Origin of the sequence: Acinetobacter sp. YH12021, from assembly GCF_013420145.1 — a bacterium.
In the GTDB taxonomy this organism is placed as follows: Bacteria; Pseudomonadota; Gammaproteobacteria; order Pseudomonadales; family Moraxellaceae; genus Acinetobacter; species Acinetobacter towneri.
In genome coordinates this window covers 17,547-37,438 of the sequence record NZ_VOYT01000002.1, presented here as the reverse complement: position 1 = coordinate 37,438, position 19,892 = coordinate 17,547, and the positions used below count along the sequence as shown (strand labels likewise).

Here is a 19,892-nt window from a genome sequence, read left to right as displayed (position 1 = left end):
CAGAAAAAGGAAGGATTATGAAACAGCGTTGGAGTAACTGGTCTGGAAAGCAAACAGCCTATCCAGACTTTTTACAGCCGAAAAATGTAGATGAACTGAAAAAAATTGTGCGAAAGCACGACAAAATTAGAATGGTCGGAGCAGGGCATTCCTTTAGCCCCTTAGCCACAACCGATGATGTGATGGTGAATTTAGATCATATTCAGGGGGTGCATCAATTTAATGCACAAAAGCAGCAATGCACCTTACATGCAGGGACTCGGCTGTACAAACTGGGTGAATGTCTAGCTCCGATTCATCAGGCGCTGCAAAATCAGGGCGATATTGATCATCAGAGTTTGGCAGGTGTGGTTGCAACAGGAACACATGGCACAGGTGTGGATTTACCTTGTCTATCGGCTTTGGTGACTGATTTTGAACTGCTCACAGCAGAGGGTGAGGTGTTGCAATGTTCACCTGAACACAATGCTGAAATTTTTCAGGCAGGTCGGGTCGCGCTGGGCAGTTTTGGGGTGATGACCAAAATCACTTTACAAAACCGTTCGCGCTATAAACTCAAAGAGCAGCTACGTTTATGTGCCTTGAGTGATATTTATCAATATATAGACCGTTGGAAGCATCAACATCGCCATATTGAGTTTTGGGCATTTTTACACAGTGATCAGGTGATTTTAAAAACCTTAGATGAGAGCCGAGGATTGACGGATCCTCGTCCGCAATATTGGTTATCAGAAGACCGTTTATTAAATTTTTGTTCGGAAATAACCCGTGTTTTTCCACAGTTAAATCCGTATTTACAATCTTTGTTGGGCGTGTTTATCAAACCGAGTACTCATGTCGATTGGTCGAGTCAAATTTTCCCAACGCCACGCAATACCAAATTTAACGAAATGGAATACCAATTGCCTGCCGAGCAAGGTTTGGCGTGTTTAGAAGAATTATTGGCGGTTTTGAAACAACAGCGTGTCGCCATGTTTTTCCCAATCGAGTTTCGCTATGTCAAAGGCGATGATATTTGGCTGAGTCCTTTTTATGGACGGGATTCGGTGTCTATTTCAATCCACCAATTTTATAAACAAGATTGCCAACATATTTTTAAATGGGTTGAACCGATTTTACAAAAATATCAGGGACGTCCACACTGGGGCAAATTGCACAGTATGCAAGCGGATCAATTACGTGAGTTATATCCAAAATGGGATGATTTTATGCAACTTCGTGAGCAGCTTGATCCACAGCAAAAATGGATTAATCCATATTTAAGACAAATTTTCACGATTCCAAGTTTGAGTGCAGCGTGATGTTCAATAAACAACTCAAGCAATCGCAAAATAAGAGCATTCAATTAGGGAGCGTGACATGCAAAGTGATTATTTTCAGCAACTCACCCACAGTTTGCAGCAACAGGGTACAGGAACACCGCAACTGATTGTGGATATGGCACGTTTTCAGCATAACTTGGATTATGTTGCAGCCCATTTGCCTGCACGGTTGCAACCACGACTGGTGGTGAAATCGCTAGCGTGTTTGGAGATATTGCAACACGCAAGCCAAAGTCTGAATACGCAGCGTTTTATGTTGTTTCATCTGCCACATTTGTATGAAGTGATGCAGCACTTTCCACAAGCAGATGTACTGTTTGGCAAGCCAATGCCAATACGTGCGGTAGATGCTTTTTATCAGCAGGTGATGGCGTCTGCTGAGAATATCCAATTGCATTTACAATGGTTGGTTGATCAACCTGCACGTTTACAACAGTATTTACATTTGGCACAACAACGCCAGCTTTGTTTGAATATTAATCTTGAAATTGATATCGGTTTGCATCGTGGTGGGGCGCAAGATCATGCTAGATTTATGCAAATGCTGGAATTGATTCAGCAGCATCCACAACATTTAAAATTTTCAGGTTTGATGGGTTATGACGCACATGTGACCAAATTGCCGAATGTGTTTCAATTGCAAGCCAAAGCCTATCAAGATTCGCAACAGCAATACCGACACTATAAGCAGCTGATTCAAGATCATTTTCCTGAATTGTGGCACGACAACTTATGCTTTAACGGTGGCGGTAGCCTGACCTTTATGCAACATTGTCAGCAAAGTGAGTGTAATGATTTAGCTTTTGGTTCCATGTTGCTCAAACCCAGTGATTTCGACCTGAACGGTTTGTCTACTTTGCAATGCGCACTTTGGATTGCAACACCTGTTTTAAAGGTATTGGCTGCGGTACTAGTGCCTGGCTTAGATCGTTTGCAGTCCTATTTGCCACAATCCAATCAAGCCGTTTTTGTTTATGGTGGCTATTGGATGGCAGATTATGTTTATCCTGAGAGCAGTCATCCACATGCTTTATACGGACGCAGTAGCAATCAAGAGTTGATTCAAGTACCCAAACAGCATCGCATCCAAATAGATGATTATGTATTTTTACGCCCGCAACAGAGTGAGGCGGTGTTGCCACAGTTTGAAGCGGTGTATGCCTATCAACATGGACAATTCACGCCGTGGGCAACCTTTAGGGAATAAAAACAGCTGAAATGCCGATTCTTTGGCTTTTTTAGTACACAAAGGTTTAAACCTGTACGCAAGCCGTGTAAAATTTAAGGCGCTTTTTATTTATACACCGTTTTTATCTTTTGAGGGTCTCCCTTAATCATAATCTCGCGGTGATATGCTCCATGGTACGGGGCATCACTCCTTAAGGATTTTTATCTATGCCTATTATCACTTTGCCAAATGGCGATCAAAAACAGTTTGATCAAGCCGTATCTGTGATGGAAGTTGCTCAAAGCATCGGTCCGGGTCTTGCCAAAAATACAGTTGCTGGACGTGTGAATGATCGTTTGGTCGATGCCTGCGATTTAATTACCGAAGACGCAACCCTACAAATTATTACGCCTAAAGATGAAGAAGGCGTAGAGATTATCCGTCACTCATGTGCGCACTTGGTGGGGCATGCGGTAAAACAGCTTTTTCCTGAAGCGAAAATGGTGATTGGTCCTGTCATTGAAGAAGGTTTCTACTATGACATCTGGATGCCTCGTCCATTTACGTTAGATGATTTGGCAGCAATCGAAGAGCGTATGAAAAAGCTCATCGACCAAGATTATGATGTTGTAAAAAAAATGACCCCGCGTGATGAAGTGATTGCAGAATTTACAGCGCGTGGCGAAGAATATAAATTACGTTTGATTGCAGACATGCCAAACGAAACCCAAATGGGCTTGTACTATCACCAAGACTATTTGGATATGTGTCGTGGTCCACACGTTCCAAATACTAAATTCTTAAAATCGTTCAAACTCACCAAAATTTCTGGCGCTTACTGGCGCGGTGATGCGAAAAACGAACAGTTACAACGTATTTATGGTACGGCTTGGGCAGACAAAAAACAGCTCGCGGCGTATATCAAACGTATTGAAGAAGCAGAAAAGCGTGACCACCGTAAAATTGGTAAAGCTTTGGACTTGTTCCATATGCAGGAAGAAGCACCGGGCATGGTGTTCTGGCATCCAAATGGTTGGACAATTTACCAAGTACTTGAGCAATACATGCGTAAAGTACAACAAGACAACGGTTACCTAGAAATTCGTACCCCGCAAGTGGTCGATTTCACGCTATGGGAAAAATCAGGACATGCTGCCAACTATGCAGACAATATGTTCACGACCCATTCTGAAAACCGTAATTATGCAGTAAAACCAATGAACTGCCCATGTCACGTACAAGTCTTTAACCAAGGGCTAAAGTCGTATCGTGATTTGCCAATTCGTCTGGCAGAATTTGGTTCATGTCACCGTAACGAGCCATCAGGTTCATTACACGGCATTATGCGCGTACGTGGTTTTACCCAAGACGATGCCCACATTTTCTGTACCAAAGAACAAATTGGGCCAGAAGTTGCAGACTTCATCAAACTGACTTTAGATGTTTATAAAGATTTCGGTTTTGAAGAGGTGCAAATGAAACTGTCTACACGTCCTGAAAAACGTGTGGGAGATGATGCACTTTGGGATATGGCAGAAAAATCTTTGGCAGACGCCTTGGATGCTGCAGGTCTGGAATGGGAGTTACAACCAGGTGAAGGTGCGTTCTACGGTCCAAAAATTGAATTCTCACTGAAAGACTGCTTAGGTCGTGTGTGGCAATGTGGTACAATTCAGTGTGACTTTAACTTGCCTGAGCGTTTAGAGGCATCTTATGTCACTGAAGACAATGATCGTGATCAGCCTGTAATGTTGCACCGCGCAATTCTTGGCAGCTTTGAACGATTTATTGGTATACTTATTGAGCACTATGCAGGCTTTATGCCACCATGGTTAGCGCCAGTGCAAGCTTGTGTCATGAATATTACCGATTCACAAGCTGCTGCAAGTGAACAGGTCGTCGCAAAACTTAAAGAAAACGGTATTCGTGCTATTTCTGACTTGAGAAATGAGAAAATCGGCTTTAAGATTCGTGAGCGTACATTAGAGCGTATTCCATACTTACTGGTACTTGGGGACCGTGAAGTGGAAGAAGGAACGGTAAACGTCCGTACTCGCTCAGGAACAAATTTGGGTACTATGTCAATTGATGCTTTCATTGACCTAGTGAAAACAGCCGTCGCAGAACGCGGCCGGTATATTGTGGAGTAACAGCGATTAAACAGCCTGACCGTAATCAACAGGGCGGAAAATCTAACCGTCCTGCTTTGAATGATGAAATTCGTGCAAAAGAAGTCCGTCTTGTAGACGAAAATGGTGAGCAAAAAGGTATTGTAAGCTTGGCTGATGCATTGCGCGCAGCAGAAAGCGTCGACCTTGATTTGGTGGAAATTGTGGCAAATGCCGAACCACCAGTATGTAAAATCATGGACTTTAACAAGCATTTGTTTGATCTAAAGCAAAAGCAGAAAGAAGCGAAGAAAAAACAGCATCAAGTACAGGTGAAAGAAATCAAGCTGCGCCCTGCGACTGATGTTGGCGATTACAACGTAAAATTACGTGCAATTATCAAATTCCTTGAAGAAGGAAACAAGGTAAAAATCACTTTACGCTTCCGTGGTCGTGAAATGGCTCACCAACAGTTAGGTTTGGCTCAATTACAAAAAGTTGAAGCTGACGTAGTTGAATATGGTGTAGTTGAACAAGCACCAAAAATGGAAGGTCGTCAAATGGGAATGCTGCTTGGTCCTAAAAAGAAAAAGTAAGCACTCATTGAGTCTAAAAAGCCCTGCAATCGCAGGGCTTTTTGATGCTGGTTTTATGAGTCTCGATGGAATTTTAACTTCCAGTGGTCTTGAAGCATTTGAACGATGGCATGACGATGCTGTTTGGAAAAACTGAGTAAATATATCAGGCTGAATTTATGTCTCAGCCAATTGATGGGTTGTTGATGAATAAAAATAAACTCTATGGTTCCCATTTTTCTGTCAAATGCATCCAGATCACTCGTTGAATCGAAAGTTTTTACTTGCCTTCACATCCAAGTAAGTGGTGCATCAAACTGATGATTAATCCGGCAATCATAAATTTCATGTTTTTGAATGCCGAAAGTAATGGGAATGTTCCAAACACTATAATAAATTTTCTGTGGTGTAATGATTAAACGTAAATTCCATAAGACCACTGCGATGGCTATACAGCCTAGATTGTATAAGTGCATGGTCAGTTCCAGCTCAATGAATAGCGTCCAGATTTCTACAAAAGTCCTATTATTGCTCCGCCCGATATAGAAAATAACTGAAGTTACCAAGAGCGGTAAGAGAACAAAAAATACGGCTGCAAGTTTAAAGATAGCAACCGGATACTGTTTTGTTGAAGGTTGTGCTTTCATCTATGTTTTTATTATGCATGTTTTGAATCTACTATGCTGTTATGTATAAAAAAAGAAAGACTCCAGTTGGAGTCTTTCTTTGAATAAGCACATTATTCCGTATTCACGGTTTTTTCGGTCACCTTTTCCGGATTTTCTAGCAGTAACTTTTTGCCGATCGGGATTTGTCGCGGCAACTTCTCTTCTGGAATGATACGTTGCAGATCAATCACCAACAGACCATTTTCATAATCGGCTTGTTGTACTTCAATGTGCTCGTCTAAACGCAATGACAGTTTAAAGGAGCGACGGGCAATACCTTTATGCAGATATTCAGTACCTTCGGTTTGCACAACCTCAGGCTTGCCGGAAATGGTCAGTAAACGGTTTTCAAGTGAAATATCCAGCTCGTTCTGGTCGAAACCAGCAGTTGCCACTACAATGCGGTAATGGTTTTCGCCATGTTTTTCAATATTGTAGGGCGGATAGTTGGGTGCATCGCTTTGCATGGCATAATCAATGAAATCATTCAATCGATCAAAACCAATACTGCGACGGAAAAGTGGATGAAGATTGATGTTACTCATTATTAGAACCTCCTGAGGTCAGCAAAGTCTTAAAACAAGAATTTATCTGTCATGATCATCATCGACAGGGCAAAAGATGAAATATCATCCTGATGCAAAAATAAATATGTGTTTGAGTGAAAAAAATTCAAGGAAGAGCGCGAAAATTTTTTATTTTTAGTTTCAAGTAATTGAATAGATAATAAAAATTTATTTTTCGGTGCAATACTTGTTGTTTTTGGTCAGATCTATTATGTTGTTGAAACACCAAAATAAAGGTGCACGGAGCATAGGCACAAATGATTGATTTATATTATTGGGGTACGCCCAACGGTCATAAAATTACAATTGCATTAGAAGAAATGGGCTTGGAATATCAAATTTTCCCCATCAATATTTCAGAAGATGATCAATTTCAGCCAGATTTTTTAAAAATTTCGCCCAATAATAAAATTCCTGCAATTGTCGATCAGAACGGCCCACGTGGTGAGCCAATCTCTGTGTTTGAGTCGGGTGCAATTTTGCAATATCTAGGGCGCAAAACTGGCATGTTTTATCCTACCGATGAACAGGAGCGTGTTGAAGTAGAGCAGTGGCTCATGTGGCAAATGGGTGGTTTTGGTCCAATGTTAGGACAGAATCATCATTTTAGCCGTTATGCACCAGAGAAAATTCCTTATGCGATTGAACGCTATATCAATGAATCCAAGCGTTTGTATGGCGTGTTAAATAAGCAGTTGATGGGGCAAAAGTACGTGGCAGGTGAGTATTCCATCGCGGATATGGCTATTTTGCCGTGGGTGTTACGTCATGACTGGCAAAATATTTCACTAGAAGATTATCCTTATGTACAAGACTATATTACGCGCCTGACTGCACGCCCTGCGGTGCAGAAAGCACTCGCGATTCAAGTTTAAATCTACTTTTATGCTAAGATGCCAGCCACCTGATACCTCACTTTTTCAGGTGGCTTTTTTATTGGATGGGTTATGCAAGAATTTTTTTTAAACTTTACCAAGATTGTTGAGCAAAACGCCAAAGTGTATTGGAGCATTATTTTGGGCATTGTGTCTTGTTTGATCTTATTTGTGATCGAAGCATTTCATGTGCAGAACATGATTGCGGCTTTAAATAGTACAGATCAGCAGGTTTTACGTGCCGCGATTGAGCCTGTTACTCAGCGTTACACATGGGCACGTGCGGCACTCATTTTGCTCAGTATTGTTTGGGCGAACTGGGAATATCGTAAAACCAAGCAGGCTTTAGGGCTTTAAAATCGTCTATGCTTTGGACGCTGTTTGGTTTATTTTTATCTGCCTTTAGTGCTGCCACGTTATTACCACTGCAGTCTGAAGCGGTATTACTTGGACTGTTATTTGAAGGTCGCTATGCACCTATATGGCTGATTAGCATTGCCAGTCTAGGTAATATTTTAGGTTCATGTGTGAACTGGTATTTGGGACTCAAGATCGAACATTATAAAGATAAAAAGTGGTTTCCTGTTTCGGCTACACAATTAGAAAAAGCACAGCACACCTACGCCAAATATGGGTTTTGGTCTTTACTGCTCAGTTGGGTGCCGATTATTGGTGATCCAATTACGCTGATTGCAGGTTTAATGAAAGAACATTTTGCCCGTTTTGTGTTGATGGTGAGTCTAGCCAAAATCGGGCGTTATCTGTTTATTTATTTTGTTTATACATGGGTTTAAGCAAGCAACCCCTATTATCTATAGACACTTATGACTGTTCTTGAGCATCACACGTGTTTAAATCAAAATAAATTTCATCTTTTAATTTTGACTTTTTATACAGCCAAAATTGACGCGGTACATCTACTTGAGCAGCTTTCACTGCAGCTAAAACTTGTTGATCAAGTGCGTATTGTCCCGAACCTTGTGTCAATTCCACACGTTTCACTTCGCCATGCTTATTTACTTTGAATTGAAACTTTAACTTACGTGAGTGATTTTTTAAATCTTCCGCACTTAAGTTTAATTGTGGTTGACTACGATACTTATATTGAACTTTTTGCTGTTGTTGCTGTGCTAACCATTGTTTAGATTGAAAATCAAACTGGCAATCTTCGTGCTGGTTATCCTGAAATCTTAAATTAAAGCTTTGAAAACCAATGGTCGGTACGGCAGTATCTTCTACATAGGTCGGTTGAATTTCAGCAGTGCGAACCGCTTGTAATAAGGCATCATCTAATTTTTTCAGCCCTGTACTTTCTTGAATAGTGGCTTGACTGATTTTGCCGGTTTCATCTGCATAAATACGCACAATTGCAGCTCGGTTTTGTTGATTTAAATCTTCATTTTTATATTTGGGTTGTGGAAACTTGCGCCATGCTAAGCGTGTGGTGAGATGAGCAGGCAAGGCAGCACTTTTTTGTACTTCGAGTGTGGCTTTTGGTGTCGATTTCTGCTGCGGTGGTTTTGCAAAAAGATGCGTCGCACTGAGTCCAAGCAATAGAGTTATATATAAAGATGTTTTCATCATATTACGGTCTTTTTTATCTCACACAAGACGAGGCGAAGTATTGATGGAATTGTGGATAATCGCAAGGGTAATCCGCAACTTATTGCAAGTTTTTAGGGTGTTGATCTGCACAATTTTTGACAGAGCTTTAGCTTTATTTTGAATTGTAGTGGGTGTTCACAATTCCAGTATTTTTTCCTGAGTTGAATTACGGCAAATGAGTGAGGTAATGATCATTTTTTATTTAGCCAATATGCTTTTGTTTTAAGCAAAGATGCTTTAGAATACTCGCTCCCTTACCTGCAGGTCGTTTTTGCAATGGTGCAGACGTGCCGAACAGGTGTTTAAAGAGGTTGTTATGGCTAAGTTAAAAACTCGCCGTGGTGCAGCTAAACGTTTCAAAGCGACTGCTAACGGTTTCAAGCGTAAACAAGCGTTCAAACGCCACATTTTGACCAAAAAATCTGCTAAACGTATCCGTCAATTGCGCGGCTGTGTAATGGTTCACGTGAGTGACGTTGCTGCTGTTCGTGCTATGTGCCCATACATCTAAGGAGATTATAAATGGCTCGTGTAAAACGTGGTGTACAGGCTCATCGCCGTCATAAAAAAATTCTTGCTCGTGCTAAAGGTTACTATGGTGCTCGTTCACGCGTATATCGCGTAGCGTTCCAAGCGGTAATCAAAGCAGGTCAATACGCTTACCGTGACCGTCGTCAAAAGAAACGTCAATTCCGTGCTTTATGGATTGCGCGTATCAATGCGGGCGCTCGTCAAAATGGTTTATCGTACAGCCGTATGATCGCTGGCTTGAAAAAAGCACAAGTGATTATCGACCGTCGCGTACTTGCTGACATCGCTATGCATGACGCAGTTGCATTTGCTGCTTTAGCTACAAAAGCTAAAGATGCATTAGCTGCATAAGTCTTTATGACTTAAAAGAAAGACCGCATTTGCGGTCTTTTTTTATGCCTGAAATTTAGGGTCTCTGCCAAGTTTCATAACTCAATCTGAGAAATTTTTAGCCACAGCCTGAGCAAAAACAAGCACTGCTTTGTTTGCAGCGGAAGGCGCAGCGAAGGACAAGCATATTTTTTGCTGCTATTGCGTTATGTGCCGGTCATTTAGAATGACTAAATTTCCTGTCCCATGCCTTATATCAGCTAAAAAATATGCGTTGTCGCAAACATAGACGAATTGTCAACAGCCCCTAAGCTTATAAACCAAAATAATAGGCAGCTGCACAAATAACCACAGTCATTAAAATCAGTTTAATCACGGCAGATGTACCCACTTTATGCGTAGCTGCAGGTGTTGGTATTTGTGGTGAAGCGATGTTTTGTACTTGGCTAGGCGTTGATTCAAAAGGATCAGGTGTTTGCACTGGCGTGAGCTGTGCGGTCTGATAATGGTTCGCAACCTTGGTGATAAATTTGGCGTGTAAATCTTCAAGTTTCTGAGAAAAATGACGTAAATTGAGTTGTTCGCTTGGTTCAAGTTCTGTGCCATCGGCATGATAAGGATGCTGGATTTTATTCTGAATGTGTTGATCCAGTGCATCTAAACGATACAGCATCTGATGTGCATAGGCAGCAGGGTAGTCTGCGGGAATTAACGCCAAAGTTGGGTACATGCTTTCAGTTGCGTTTTGAGTAAGATCTACACCGAAATAAGGTTTAGCGCTTTGCTCTGGTTCAACAAACTCTGTAGCACAAGGATTTAAAAATAATTCGGAGCGAATAAAGCGATCAATTTCATCCCAGTTTGGAGAGGCAAAATCTGCATCGAGCTGTTTGGCGAGTTTGTGATTTAATTGATAGCGCCACATGACTTCCTGACGTAGCTCGCTCTGTTGGGAAACAGGCGCCATATAATCTTGTTCTGCGGTATACCATTCTGCAAGCTCTTTTCCGAAAATCCAAGCAGATTTGTGCTGTGCCTCGTGACTCACAATAAAGTGTGCAAAAGGCAATAACTCTACATTTGGATTGGGGTTTTTTTCATCATTTAAAATACTTGCCTGATGTAGGCTTAAACGTCGCACACCTTGTTGTTTAAGATGCTCTAACCAGATTTGAAAGTGTTGTGCCAGTAAATGTTGTGACAATAAATCACGAAACTGAATTTGATGCTGGTTAAACACTTGATGCTTGAGCCAATGATTAAAACTTAAATCTTGAGCCAAATATTCATTGCCATAAGTCACAAGGGCAAGTTGCTGTTTCCAAATCTGATCGAGCGCCATAATGTTGAGATCTCGTGGTGATTGGCTTTATCTTATACTTTTTGTATTTCAAGATGCTAATCTAATTTTCATTACATCGAAGCTTCATCAAAGCGACTAAAAACTGTTAGAATACGGGGTTTTTAAATTATTTCTAAATTGTTGCTTTTGAGAGTTACTATGTCACTGGAAGCCCTGACCAATGAAGCGCTCGCTGCAATTGCAGCAGCAGAGGACCTTGCTACACTCGACCAGGTGCGAGTGCAATTTACGGGGAAAAAAAGCCAGCTTGCGGAACAATCCAAAGCACTAGGTAAAATGGACCCTGAACAGCGTAAAGAATTTGGTGCACAAATTCATGCTGTGCGTGAAGCAATCAATGCGGCATTAACTGCGCGTCAAACTGAATTACAACAAGCGGCTTTGGCACAAAAACTGGCGAATGAAACCGTTGATATTACTTTGCCTGGTCGTGGTCAAAGCATCGGCAGTATTCACCCAGTTACGCAGGTACAGGAACGTATTTGCCAATTCTTTACCAAAGCAGGTTTTACCGTGGCAACGGGCCCAGAAGTTGAAGATGACTATCACAACTTTGAAGCGTTGAATATTCCAGGACATCACCCTGCGCGTGCCATGCACGATACTTTCTATTTTGATGTGAATCATTTATTGCGTACCCACACGTCGGGCGTACAAATTCGCACCATGGAAAATCAACAGCCGCCTATTCGTATTGTTTGTCCAGGTCGTGTGTATCGCTGCGACTCAGACCAAACACACTCACCAATGTTCCATCAAATTGAAGGCTTATACGTCGCAGAAAATACCAGTTTTGCAGAACTCAAAGGTTTGTTAATTAACCTGTTAAACGAATTCTTTGAAAAAGACTTAAAAGTACGTTTCCGTCCATCTTATTTCCCATTCACAGAGCCAAGTGCCGAAGTGGATATTATGGATGAACGTGGTCGCTGGTTGGAAGTTTTGGGCTGCGGTATGGTGCATCCAAATGTGTTACGCGCTTCAGGCATTGATCCAGAAAAATATAAAGGTTTTGCCTTCGGTTTAGGGGTAGAGCGTTTTGCGATGTTGCGTTATGGCATCAATGACTTGCGTATGTTCTACCAAAATGATGTGCGTTTCTTGCGCCAGTTTGCTTAAAACTTTTTAAACAACCTTTCCTAAAATTAGGAGAGGGAAAAGAGATTATTTTTAAATTTTAAAAATCCCCCCTAAATCCCCCTTTGTAAAAGGGGGACTTACGCGAAATAAATAGAAGTGTGGGAATTCCCCTCTTTATTAAAGAGGGGGTAGGGGAGATTCAGGAAATGAATGTATGAAAATTAGCGAAAATTGGCTACGCACGTGGGTTAACCCAGCCATTGACAGCGATACTTTATCGAATCAACTCACGATGCTGGGTCTAGAAGTTGATGATATGTCACCAGCAGCAAAGCCATTTACAGGCGTTGTGGTGGGTGAAGTCTTAACGGTTGAACAGCATCCAGATGCAGATCGTTTACGTGTGACTACGGTAAATATTGGTTCAGGTGAGCCGTTGCAGATTGTGTGTGGTGCGCCAAACGTGCGTGTAGGTATGAAAGCACCTGTGGCAACCATTGGTGCGGTATTGCCAGGCGACTTTAAAATCAAAAAAGGCAAACTGCGTGGTGTGGAATCACAAGGGATGCTCTGTGGCGCATCAGAAATTGACCTTGAAGATAAACTTGATGGTTTATTGGAACTGCCTGCAGATGCACCTGTAGGTGTGAATGTACGTGAATATCTTGATCTAGATGACCATGTCATTGATATCAGTATTACTCCAAACCGTGGTGATTGTTTCAGTATTCGTGGTATTGCCCGTGAAATTGGGGTGATTAACCAATTGCCAGTGAATACACCTGACATTCAGGCAGTAGCGGCAACTATTCAGGATGAAAAAACTGTACAAAGTTTGACGGAAGGCTGCCCACGTTATTTAGGTCGTGTGATTAAAAATGTAAATACCAAAGCCGCTACACCTGAGTGGATGGAGCGCGCGTTGGCACGTTCAGGTATCCGTCAGCACAGTATTTTGGTTGATATTACCAACTATGTCTTGATTGAATTGGGTCAGCCAATGCACGCTTTTGATGGTGCTAAAATTCAAGGTGGCATTCAAGTTCGTCAAGCGACTGCAGCAGAAAAATTGGTGCTGTTAAACGAGCAAGAAGTTGAGCTGCAAGATGATGTGATGGTGATTGCCGATGACGCAAAAGTATTGGCGATGGCGGGCATCATGGGTGGTTTATCTTCTGCGGTAAGTGATGAAACCACAGAAATTTTCCTTGAATCCGCTTTCTTTGCACCATTGCATATCGCAGGTCGTGCACGTCGTTATGGTTTGCATACCGATGCCTCACAGCGTTATGAACGTGGTGTCGATTTTGAATTGCCATTATTGGCGATGAACCGTGCATCACAACTGATTGCAGAATTTGCTGGCGGCGAATTTGGTCCAATTACAGTGGCAGAACAAGCAGCACAATTGCCAACACGTGAAGCAATTGCGTTAAATCAAGCGCAAGTCGATCAGCTCTTGGGTTATCACGTTGATGCTACATTTATTGCCGATGCTTTAACTCGTTTAGGCTGCGAAGTTACTGTTCAAGCTGAAGGTCAGTGGAGCGTTGTACCACCATCACATCGTTTTGATATGGCAATTTACCAAGACTTAATTGAAGAAGTTGCTCGTATTCACGGTTATGACAACATTCAAATCAGTTTGCCTGTGATTGATGTGCAATTAGCAAAATACCAAGATCAGTTTGAAGTTGCGCAATTACGTCAAACCGCAGTGACTTTAGGTTATCAAGAAGCAATTAGTTTTAGCTTTGCCGATGCAAAATTGGAAAAACAATTAAACCCTGCAGTGAATCCGTTGGCATTGGCGAATCCAATTTCAAGCGATTTGGCAGTAATGCGCTCAACGTTGTTATCCAGCTTAATTCCATGCGTTCAGTACAACGTGAATCGTCAACAAAACCGTGTGCGTTTCTTTGAGTTGGGTTTACGTTTTGATTATCAACATGCAGCAAGCATTCATGACTTGAAGCAAATTCCAACTTTGGCATTGATTGCGGTGGGTGCTAAACATGCAGAATCTTGGCATGCTAAAGCTCAGCCTATGGATTTCTTCGATTTTAAAGGCGATATTGAAGAAATTTTAGCTGCAGGTCGTGTGCAGGTAGAGTATGTTCGTTCAGAGCGTACTTGGTTGCATCCTGGACAATCTGCTGAAATTTTGGTAGATGGTCAGTCTATTGGTTACTTTGGTCGTTTACATCCATCTTTAGAAGATGAGCTGGATTTAGGCACGGCTTGGGTAGCAGAACTCGATCAAACAGCAGTTTTGCAAACTTATGTATCTAATTTTACAGAATTATCACGTTTTCCATCGGTTAGACGTGATATTGCGCTTTTAATTAGTGATAAGATAAATGTAAGCGAAATTCAGCAACTTATTGAAAAAACGGGTGGAGCGCTGTTAGACTCAACTTGGTTATTCGATGTGTATACTGGACAAGGTGTTGAACAAGGCAAGCGTTCTTTGGCTTTTGCTCTGTTATGGCAACATCCAACACGTACACTTGAAGATGCTGAAATTAAATCTGGTATGGATAACATTCTGCAAGTGTTGGAAAACACTTACCAAGCGACATTGAGGGCTTCATGACAGCATTAACAAAAGCAGAAATGGCTGATCATTTAAGTGAGCTCACGAGTTTAAACCGCCGTGAAGCGAAACAAATGGTCGAGTTATTTTTTGATGAGATCAGCCAAGCACTGATCTCTGGCGAGCAAGTTAAACTTTCAGGGTTTGGGAACTTCGAGTTACGTGATAAACGTCAACGACCTGGTCGCAACCCGAAAACAGGCGAAGAAATTCCAATTTCAGCCCGCCGTGTAGTCACATTCCGCGCAGGGCAGAAATTCCGCCAGCGTGTGGGAAATGAGCAGATCGATTGATCTGCTTTTTTTTATGCTTTTTATAAGAGATTTTAGAAAGACGCTGTGATTTAGCAAGACATAGTGATTGATCTTGCAATTGGGAGACTTGAATCAAACTATGGATATGAATGAAAACACTGTAGAGCTGAACAAGACGCTACCTAAGAATTGAGCGTGGAGATGAGAAACCAAAAGGTTATATCGAAATAAATGCCGAATGGGGTTAAGTGTTTTGGTTAAATGCTTTTATATGCTGAATCATCTACTTGAAAAAGATGGATTGAGCGATTTGGAGATATTGTGCTGAGTAAAATAAATTTTAGACAAAATATTCAGAAATAAAAAAGAGAGCCATCGGCTCTCTTTTTGTACTGCATAATCGTATCGATTATTGAGCAGCAGCTTCAGAAGCAGCAGCAGCAGCGTCTACAGCAGCATCAGCAGCGTCAGTTGCAGCAGCAGCAGCAGTGTCAGCAGCAGAAGCAGCAGCTTCAGCGCCAGAAGCAACTTCTACAGCAGCAGCGTCAGCAGCAGCTTCAGCTTCAGATGCAGCTACAACAGCTTCAGATGCAGCAGCGTTAGCGTCAGCAGCAGCTTCTTCAGTTTTTTTAGCACAACCAACGAAAGCTAAAGTAGTAGCAACTGCAGCAGCAATAGCGATTTTTTTGAATAACATGGCATCACTCTCTAAAATATGAGATTAAAAAAAACCGACGTTAGTCTGTTGTATGCTTTTATTATTCCTAAATTTTGTTAGGCACTAACAACGCAGGCGCAGTCTAACTGGTCTGCGAATATGCTATCACTGCGCTTTTTGAATTGCTACTAGGTTGATTGAAAAAAAGGCAAAAAAACGCGAAAAATACGTGCTTTTTTAACAGAAAATAACAATTAATTTGGCATTTTAGATTGGAGAGTTGCACGGTAACTGGCTAAAAACTAAAAGGTTTTTAATAAATATTTTTTTATAATCATTTACTTAAAAATAAGTTTACATATACCGCGTGCAATTGTGTCTTTATGTAAATTTTGTCAACCAAATAAAAAAGCCATCGTTTTAAGATGACTTTTTTAGGTGTTCTAATATTTATAGCCGTTTAATTGGCTGCTTTACGTTTCATTTGATCAAAGAAGTCGTCATTAGTTTTGGTTTCTTTCATGCGATCAAGCAAGAATTCCATTGCTGCCAATTCATCTTGAGTGTGTAACAATTTACGCAAAATCCAAACTTTACGCAAATTATCTTCACTCATTAAGCGCTCTTCACGACGTGTACCTGATTTTTTGATGTTCATGGCAGGGAAAACACGTTTTTCTGCAATACGACGGTCTAAGGTAATCTCTTGGTTGCCTGTACCTTTAAACTCTTCGTAAATCACTTCATCCATTTTACTGCCAGTTTCAATCAGTGCAGTTGAAATAATGGTTAGAGAACCACCTTCTTCAATATTACGTGCAGCACCAAAGAAGCGTTTTGGACGTTCTAAAGCGTGCGCATCAACACCACCTGTTAAAACCTTGCCTGAAGAAGGTACGACAGTGTTGTAGGCGCGTGCCAAACGGGTAATCGAATCCAGTAAAATCACCACGTCTTTTTTATGTTCAACTAAACGCTTGGCTTTTTCAATGACCATTTCTGCAACTTGAACGTGACGAGCAGGTGACTCATCAAATGTTGATGCAATCACTTCACCGCGCACGGTGCGTTCCATTTCAGTCACTTCTTCAGGGCGTTCATCAATGAGAAGTACAATCAAGAACACTTCTGGGTTGTTACGAACAATCGACTGAGCGATGTTTTGTAGCAACATGGTTTTACCCGCTTTAGGCGGAGCCACAATAATTGAACGCTGACCTTTACCAATTGGCGCAACCAAATCTACCACACGTGCAGTTAAGTCTTCAGTTGTTCCATTACCTAACTCCATCACCAACTGTTCTGTTGGGAAAAGCGGGGTTAAGTTTTCAAATAAGATTTTATTACGTGAATTTTCAGGGGTGTCATAGTTAATTTGATTGACTTTGAGCAAAGCAAAATAACGTTCGCCTTCTTTTGGTGGACGAATCGTACCTGTAATGGTATCACCCGTGCGCAGGTTAAAGCGACGAATTTGCGAAGGGCTGACATAAATATCATCTGGGCCAGCAAGGTATGAACCTGCAGCTGAGCGTAAGAAACCAAAACCATCAGAGAGAATTTCTAGAACGCCATCACCAAAAATCTCTTCACCATTCATGGCATGGCGCTTTAAGATGGCAAAAATAATGTCTTGCTTGCGGTTACGTGCCATTCCTTCAAGGCCCATAAACTCGGCAATCTTGATGAGTTCGCCAATCGGTTTTTTCTTGAGTTCGGTTAAATTCATAGAGGTTCTGATAGAATTAAAATTCTGGGGTACAGGTTAGAGAGGGAGCAACATTTAGCCGCATTCATACAATAAAATGAAAGCAATTGTATTTGCACAATAACGATTCAGAGCACTGATTCATTGTTTGATTGAAAAATGTGAAAAACAATTTCTGTTGCCGAGCGGCATTTTTGTGTTGTGTCTTTTCAGAAAGAGGATGAAAGATCCTGCGTTTCCTGAGCATGCAATATAAGAGAGAAACGTCTACTTGTCAATTTGTAGGCAAAAAAAATACGCCAATACGTGGCGTATTTTTTTCATCATCTCTATAAATAGACGATGGATCAATCGACTTAGATATTTTCGTCAATAAACGCAGTCAATTTAGATTTAGGTGCTGCACCGACTTGCTGTGCAACCACTTCACCATTTTTGAACATCAATAATGCTGGAATATTACGGATGTTGTAGTTCACTGCAGTTTGTTCGCAAGAGGTTACATCAACTTTTACAATTTTAACTTTGCCTTGGTATTCGTCTGCAAGTACTTCAAGTACAGGTGCAATTGCTTTACATGGCGCACACCAGCCAGCCCAGAAGTCAACCAATACAGGAGTATCCGATTGAAGAACATCTGCTTCGAAGTTTGCATCAGTGGTGTTTACGATGTTGCCAGACATGGATTACGCTCCAAATAATTTTTAAGATAGCTTTAGTTAGTATTACATAGCCATCTTGAACAAAGTAGGGGAATCTGTGGATTTTCCATTCAAAATACAAATTTGTCCAATTGATCGTGACGATAACGCTAAACGAAAATGCGAATTCTGTAACACAATTGTCATATATGCGGAAAATTTAAATAGTCGTCAAATTGTGCTGATAAATGGCTTTTAAATTAGGTGTATGTGAATTACTCTAGGCACAATTCTGTCTAGGTTTGTTTGAAGAATGTCTGATTTTTTAATTGATGAAGAGTTACTCGCAGCCATCGATATGGGGTCGAATAGTTTCCACTTGGCGATTGCTCGAGTGGATCATGGTGAAGTAAAAAAAGTGGCATCAATGTCAGAAAAAGTACAGTTGGCCGCAGGTTTAGATGAAAATAAGAATTTGACCGAAGCTGCTCAACAACGTGGTTTGGCATGTTTGGCGCGTTTTGTGGGACGTTTAACTGCGGTGCAGTCAAACCGTTTGCGTATTGTGGCAACCAACGCATTGCGTCAGGCCAAAAATGGACATGAGTTTATTCAAAAAGCCGCAGAAATTTTGCCTAAACCTATTGAAATTATTGCAGGGCGTGAAGAAGCCCGTTTAATTTATTTAGGCGTATCGCACACGATGGCAAATAGTGGTCGTCGTTTGGTAATTGACATTGGCGGTGGTTCGACAGAGTTGATTATTGGCGAAGAATTTGAGCCAATTCATACCGAATCTTTACAAATGGGCTGTGTGGCCTATACCAAAGCCTATTTTGCCGATGGTGAAATTAGCAAGAGCAGTTTTGAAAAAGCAGTGGTTGCAGCGCGTAAAGAACTGTATTCGATTGCCAATACTTATAAAGAAGCAGGTTGGGATACCGTTGCAGGTTCGAGCGGTACCATTAAAGCCTGTCGTCAAATTACGGTAAATATGGGCTGGAGCAATGAGCAGGAAAATCTGACTCGTGAAGGTTTAGAAAAACTCAAAGACCGTTTGCTCAAGTTTAAACACGTATCAGAAATGGAATTTGATGGTCTAAAAGAAGACCGTCGAGCAGTTTTGCCAGCAGGTTTGGCAATTTTATATGCGGTATTTGATGTATTAGATATCGATAAACTGGTGTATTCCGATGGGGCTTTGCGTGAAGGCGTAATGTATGACTTGTTGGGACGTTTCCAGCATGAAGACATTCGTGATCGCAGTGTACAGGCCTTGATGGGGCGTTATAACTCAGACCCGAAACAGGCTGGACGTGTGGTGAAAACTGCGCAACATTTATTTGACAGCGTGGCAGAATCATTAAAATTAAATAACGAAGATAGTGACTTATTGCGTCGTGCTGCGTACCTACATGAAATTGGTTTAGCCATCAGTCACAGCAGTTATCATCGTCACGGTGCATATTTATTGCAACATTCGGACATTCCCGGTTTCTCACAAATTGACCAAAACTATCTCTCGCATTTGGTCGGCAACCATCGTCGAAAGTTGCGCCAAGACGCGAAAACAGAAGCACTGAAAGCGGGTGGCAATAAAATTGTTTACTTAAGTTTGTTGCTTCGCCTTGCAGTTTTGGTCAACGCAAGTCGTAGCGATGCGATGCTTCCTGCCATTGAATTAAGCATCCGCAATGCGCAACAATGGCAGCTCAGCGTGTCGGGTGATGCCAAACAATGGCCATTGCTTGTCGCTGAATTGCACGATGAACAAGTGCAATTCAAGAATTGGGACATTGAATTGAATATTCAGTCGGAACAATTTGTCGATTAAGATTTGGTTA

General features: G+C 41.4%; 20 protein-coding genes. 13 read left to right on the top strand and 7 right to left on the bottom strand.

The annotated features are described in order from the left end of the window. Positions 1 to 17 precede the first annotated feature (17 nt). From FTT91_RS02565 to infC, 4 genes are all read left to right on the top strand, one after another. A complete protein-coding gene (locus FTT91_RS02565) occupies positions 18 to 1,301 on the top strand; it encodes a D-arabinono-1,4-lactone oxidase (protein WP_167846245.1) in 1,284 nt (427 codons plus the stop codon). A gap of 58 nt (positions 1,302 to 1,359) precedes the next feature. Beyond that, positions 1,360 to 2,529: an alanine racemase gene (locus FTT91_RS02560; RefSeq protein WP_180168919.1), complete on the top strand. Its 1,170-nt coding sequence runs from the start codon at positions 1,360 to 1,362 to the stop codon at positions 2,527 to 2,529. A 188-nt stretch (positions 2,530 to 2,717) separates the two neighbouring features. Further along, positions 2,718 to 4,640 (top strand): threonine--tRNA ligase, encoded by a 1,923-nt coding sequence (gene thrS / locus FTT91_RS02555; protein ID WP_004975142.1) that lies wholly within the window; start codon positions 2,718 to 2,720, stop codon positions 4,638 to 4,640. 5 nt (positions 4,641 to 4,645) lie between these two features. After that, the gene (gene infC / locus FTT91_RS02550; RefSeq protein WP_074964463.1) at positions 4,646 to 5,194 is read left to right on the top strand and encodes a translation initiation factor IF-3; all 549 of its coding nucleotides are present in this window, start codon (positions 4,646 to 4,648) and stop codon (positions 5,192 to 5,194) included. 269 nt (positions 5,195 to 5,463) lie between these two features. Here the strand turns inward: infC and FTT91_RS02545 are convergent, their stop codons facing one another. Both FTT91_RS02545 and FTT91_RS02540 read right to left on the bottom strand, forming a co-directional pair. Next, complete coding sequence (locus FTT91_RS02545) at positions 5,464 to 5,649, bottom strand: hypothetical protein (protein WP_180168918.1); 186 nt, start codon at positions 5,647 to 5,649, stop codon at positions 5,464 to 5,466. Positions 5,650 to 5,912: 263 nt separating this feature from the next. After that, a complete protein-coding gene (locus FTT91_RS02540) occupies positions 5,913 to 6,386 on the bottom strand; it encodes an Hsp20 family protein (protein WP_019836319.1) in 474 nt (157 codons plus the stop codon). 278 nt (positions 6,387 to 6,664) lie between these two features. Here FTT91_RS02540 and FTT91_RS02535 point away from each other — a divergent pair, with 278 nt between their 5' ends. From FTT91_RS02535 to FTT91_RS02525, 3 genes are all read left to right on the top strand, one after another. Beyond that, positions 6,665 to 7,282 (top strand): glutathione S-transferase N-terminal domain-containing protein, encoded by a 618-nt coding sequence (locus FTT91_RS02535; protein WP_180168917.1) that lies wholly within the window; start codon positions 6,665 to 6,667, stop codon positions 7,280 to 7,282. A 72-nt stretch (positions 7,283 to 7,354) separates the two neighbouring features. After that, complete coding sequence (locus tag FTT91_RS02530) at positions 7,355 to 7,639, top strand: hypothetical protein (protein WP_004975148.1); 285 nt, start codon at positions 7,355 to 7,357, stop codon at positions 7,637 to 7,639. 8 nt (positions 7,640 to 7,647) lie between these two features. Continuing rightward, complete coding sequence (locus FTT91_RS02525) at positions 7,648 to 8,076, top strand: YqaA family protein (RefSeq protein WP_180168916.1); 429 nt, start codon at positions 7,648 to 7,650, stop codon at positions 8,074 to 8,076. 28 nt (positions 8,077 to 8,104) lie between these two features. On the opposite strand, the gene FTT91_RS02520 is transcribed toward FTT91_RS02525, so the two are convergent. Next, positions 8,105 to 8,866 carry an energy transducer TonB gene (locus FTT91_RS02520; protein WP_180168915.1) on the bottom strand — a complete coding sequence of 254 codons (762 nt, stop codon included), beginning with the start codon at positions 8,864 to 8,866 and terminating at the stop codon, positions 8,105 to 8,107. 337 nt (positions 8,867 to 9,203) lie between these two features. On the opposite strand from FTT91_RS02520, the gene rpmI reads away from it, so the two are divergent. Together rpmI and rplT are read left to right on the top strand one after the other, a co-directional pair. Then, complete coding sequence (rpmI, locus tag FTT91_RS02515) at positions 9,204 to 9,398, top strand: 50S ribosomal protein L35 (RefSeq protein ID WP_004975152.1); 195 nt, start codon at positions 9,204 to 9,206, stop codon at positions 9,396 to 9,398. Positions 9,399 to 9,409: 11 nt separating this feature from the next. Continuing rightward, the gene (gene rplT, locus FTT91_RS02510; RefSeq protein ID WP_004975153.1) at positions 9,410 to 9,769 is read left to right on the top strand and encodes a 50S ribosomal protein L20; all 360 of its coding nucleotides are present in this window, start codon (positions 9,410 to 9,412) and stop codon (positions 9,767 to 9,769) included. A gap of 292 nt (positions 9,770 to 10,061) precedes the next feature. Here rplT and FTT91_RS02505 read toward each other — a convergent pair whose 3' ends face one another. Continuing rightward, positions 10,062 to 11,090 carry a hypothetical protein gene (locus FTT91_RS02505; RefSeq protein ID WP_167846241.1) on the bottom strand — a complete coding sequence of 343 codons (1,029 nt, stop codon included), beginning with the start codon at positions 11,088 to 11,090 and terminating at the stop codon, positions 10,062 to 10,064. A gap of 159 nt (positions 11,091 to 11,249) precedes the next feature. On the opposite strand from FTT91_RS02505, the gene pheS reads away from it, so the two are divergent. The 3 genes from pheS to FTT91_RS02490 all read left to right on the top strand — a co-directional run bounded on the left by pheS (position 11,250) and on the right by FTT91_RS02490 (position 15,080). Beyond that, positions 11,250 to 12,230: a phenylalanine--tRNA ligase subunit alpha gene (gene pheS / locus FTT91_RS02500; RefSeq protein ID WP_004975156.1), complete on the top strand. Its 981-nt coding sequence runs from the start codon at positions 11,250 to 11,252 to the stop codon at positions 12,228 to 12,230. A gap of 175 nt (positions 12,231 to 12,405) precedes the next feature. Next, positions 12,406 to 14,787: a phenylalanine--tRNA ligase subunit beta gene (gene pheT, locus FTT91_RS02495; protein ID WP_104852457.1), complete on the top strand. Its 2,382-nt coding sequence runs from the start codon at positions 12,406 to 12,408 to the stop codon at positions 14,785 to 14,787. Continuing rightward, positions 14,784 to 15,080 carry an integration host factor subunit alpha gene (locus tag FTT91_RS02490; RefSeq protein WP_004649746.1) on the top strand — a complete coding sequence of 99 codons (297 nt, stop codon included), beginning with the start codon at positions 14,784 to 14,786 and terminating at the stop codon, positions 15,078 to 15,080. Before pheT ends, FTT91_RS02490 begins: the two co-directional genes overlap by 4 nt. Before the next feature lie 370 nt (positions 15,081 to 15,450). Here FTT91_RS02490 and FTT91_RS02485 read toward each other — a convergent pair whose 3' ends face one another. From FTT91_RS02485 to trxA, 3 genes are all read right to left on the bottom strand, one after another. Continuing rightward, positions 15,451 to 15,738, bottom strand: a complete 288-nt coding sequence (locus FTT91_RS02485; protein ID WP_104852456.1) for a hypothetical protein — start codon at positions 15,736 to 15,738, stop codon at positions 15,451 to 15,453. Positions 15,739 to 16,159: 421 nt separating this feature from the next. After that, a complete protein-coding gene (rho, locus tag FTT91_RS02480) occupies positions 16,160 to 17,428 on the bottom strand; it encodes a transcription termination factor Rho (RefSeq protein WP_004975162.1) in 1,269 nt (422 codons plus the stop codon). 335 nt (positions 17,429 to 17,763) lie between these two features. Beyond that, positions 17,764 to 18,090 (bottom strand): thioredoxin, encoded by a 327-nt coding sequence (gene trxA / locus FTT91_RS02475; protein WP_004975164.1) that lies wholly within the window; start codon positions 18,088 to 18,090, stop codon positions 17,764 to 17,766. Between the two features lie 271 nt (positions 18,091 to 18,361). On the opposite strand from trxA, the gene ppx reads away from it, so the two are divergent. Beyond that, positions 18,362 to 19,882: an exopolyphosphatase gene (gene ppx, locus FTT91_RS02470; protein ID WP_004975167.1), complete on the top strand. Its 1,521-nt coding sequence runs from the start codon at positions 18,362 to 18,364 to the stop codon at positions 19,880 to 19,882. Positions 19,883 to 19,892 lie beyond the last annotated feature (10 nt).

Excerpts from the sequence above, each read along its gene's own strand:
- FTT91_RS02535 (WP_180168917.1), top strand. The coding sequence starts at position 6,665 with ATGATTGATTTATATTATTGGGGTACGCCCAACGGTCATAAAATTACA.
- FTT91_RS02490 (WP_004649746.1), top strand. The coding sequence starts at position 14,784 with ATGACAGCATTAACAAAAGCAGAAATGGCTGATCATTTAAGTGAGCTC.
- trxA (WP_004975164.1), bottom strand. The coding sequence starts at position 18,090 with ATGTCTGGCAACATCGTAAACACCACTGATGCAAACTTCGAAGCAGAT.
- FTT91_RS02525 (WP_180168916.1), top strand. The coding sequence starts at position 7,648 with ATGCTTTGGACGCTGTTTGGTTTATTTTTATCTGCCTTTAGTGCTGCC.
- FTT91_RS02560 (WP_180168919.1), top strand. The coding sequence starts at position 1,360 with ATGCAAAGTGATTATTTTCAGCAACTCACCCACAGTTTGCAGCAACAG.
- FTT91_RS02505 (WP_167846241.1), bottom strand. The coding sequence starts at position 11,090 with ATGGCGCTCGATCAGATTTGGAAACAGCAACTTGCCCTTGTGACTTAT.
- rho (WP_004975162.1), bottom strand. The coding sequence starts at position 17,428 with ATGAATTTAACCGAACTCAAGAAAAAACCGATTGGCGAACTCATCAAG.
- FTT91_RS02565 (WP_167846245.1), top strand. The coding sequence starts at position 18 with ATGAAACAGCGTTGGAGTAACTGGTCTGGAAAGCAAACAGCCTATCCA.
- pheT (WP_104852457.1), top strand. The coding sequence starts at position 12,406 with ATGAAAATTAGCGAAAATTGGCTACGCACGTGGGTTAACCCAGCCATT.
- rpmI (WP_004975152.1), top strand. The coding sequence starts at position 9,204 with ATGGCTAAGTTAAAAACTCGCCGTGGTGCAGCTAAACGTTTCAAAGCG.
- FTT91_RS02520 (WP_180168915.1), bottom strand. The coding sequence starts at position 8,866 with ATGATGAAAACATCTTTATATATAACTCTATTGCTTGGACTCAGTGCG.
- thrS (WP_004975142.1), top strand. The coding sequence starts at position 2,718 with ATGCCTATTATCACTTTGCCAAATGGCGATCAAAAACAGTTTGATCAA.
- FTT91_RS02530 (WP_004975148.1), top strand. The coding sequence starts at position 7,355 with ATGCAAGAATTTTTTTTAAACTTTACCAAGATTGTTGAGCAAAACGCC.
- ppx (WP_004975167.1), top strand. The coding sequence starts at position 18,362 with ATGTCTGATTTTTTAATTGATGAAGAGTTACTCGCAGCCATCGATATG.
- FTT91_RS02485 (WP_104852456.1), bottom strand. The coding sequence starts at position 15,738 with ATGTTATTCAAAAAAATCGCTATTGCTGCTGCAGTTGCTACTACTTTA.
- rplT (WP_004975153.1), top strand. The coding sequence starts at position 9,410 with ATGGCTCGTGTAAAACGTGGTGTACAGGCTCATCGCCGTCATAAAAAA.
- pheS (WP_004975156.1), top strand. The coding sequence starts at position 11,250 with ATGTCACTGGAAGCCCTGACCAATGAAGCGCTCGCTGCAATTGCAGCA.
- FTT91_RS02545 (WP_180168918.1), bottom strand. The coding sequence starts at position 5,649 with ATGCACTTATACAATCTAGGCTGTATAGCCATCGCAGTGGTCTTATGG.
- FTT91_RS02540 (WP_019836319.1), bottom strand. The coding sequence starts at position 6,386 with ATGAGTAACATCAATCTTCATCCACTTTTCCGTCGCAGTATTGGTTTT.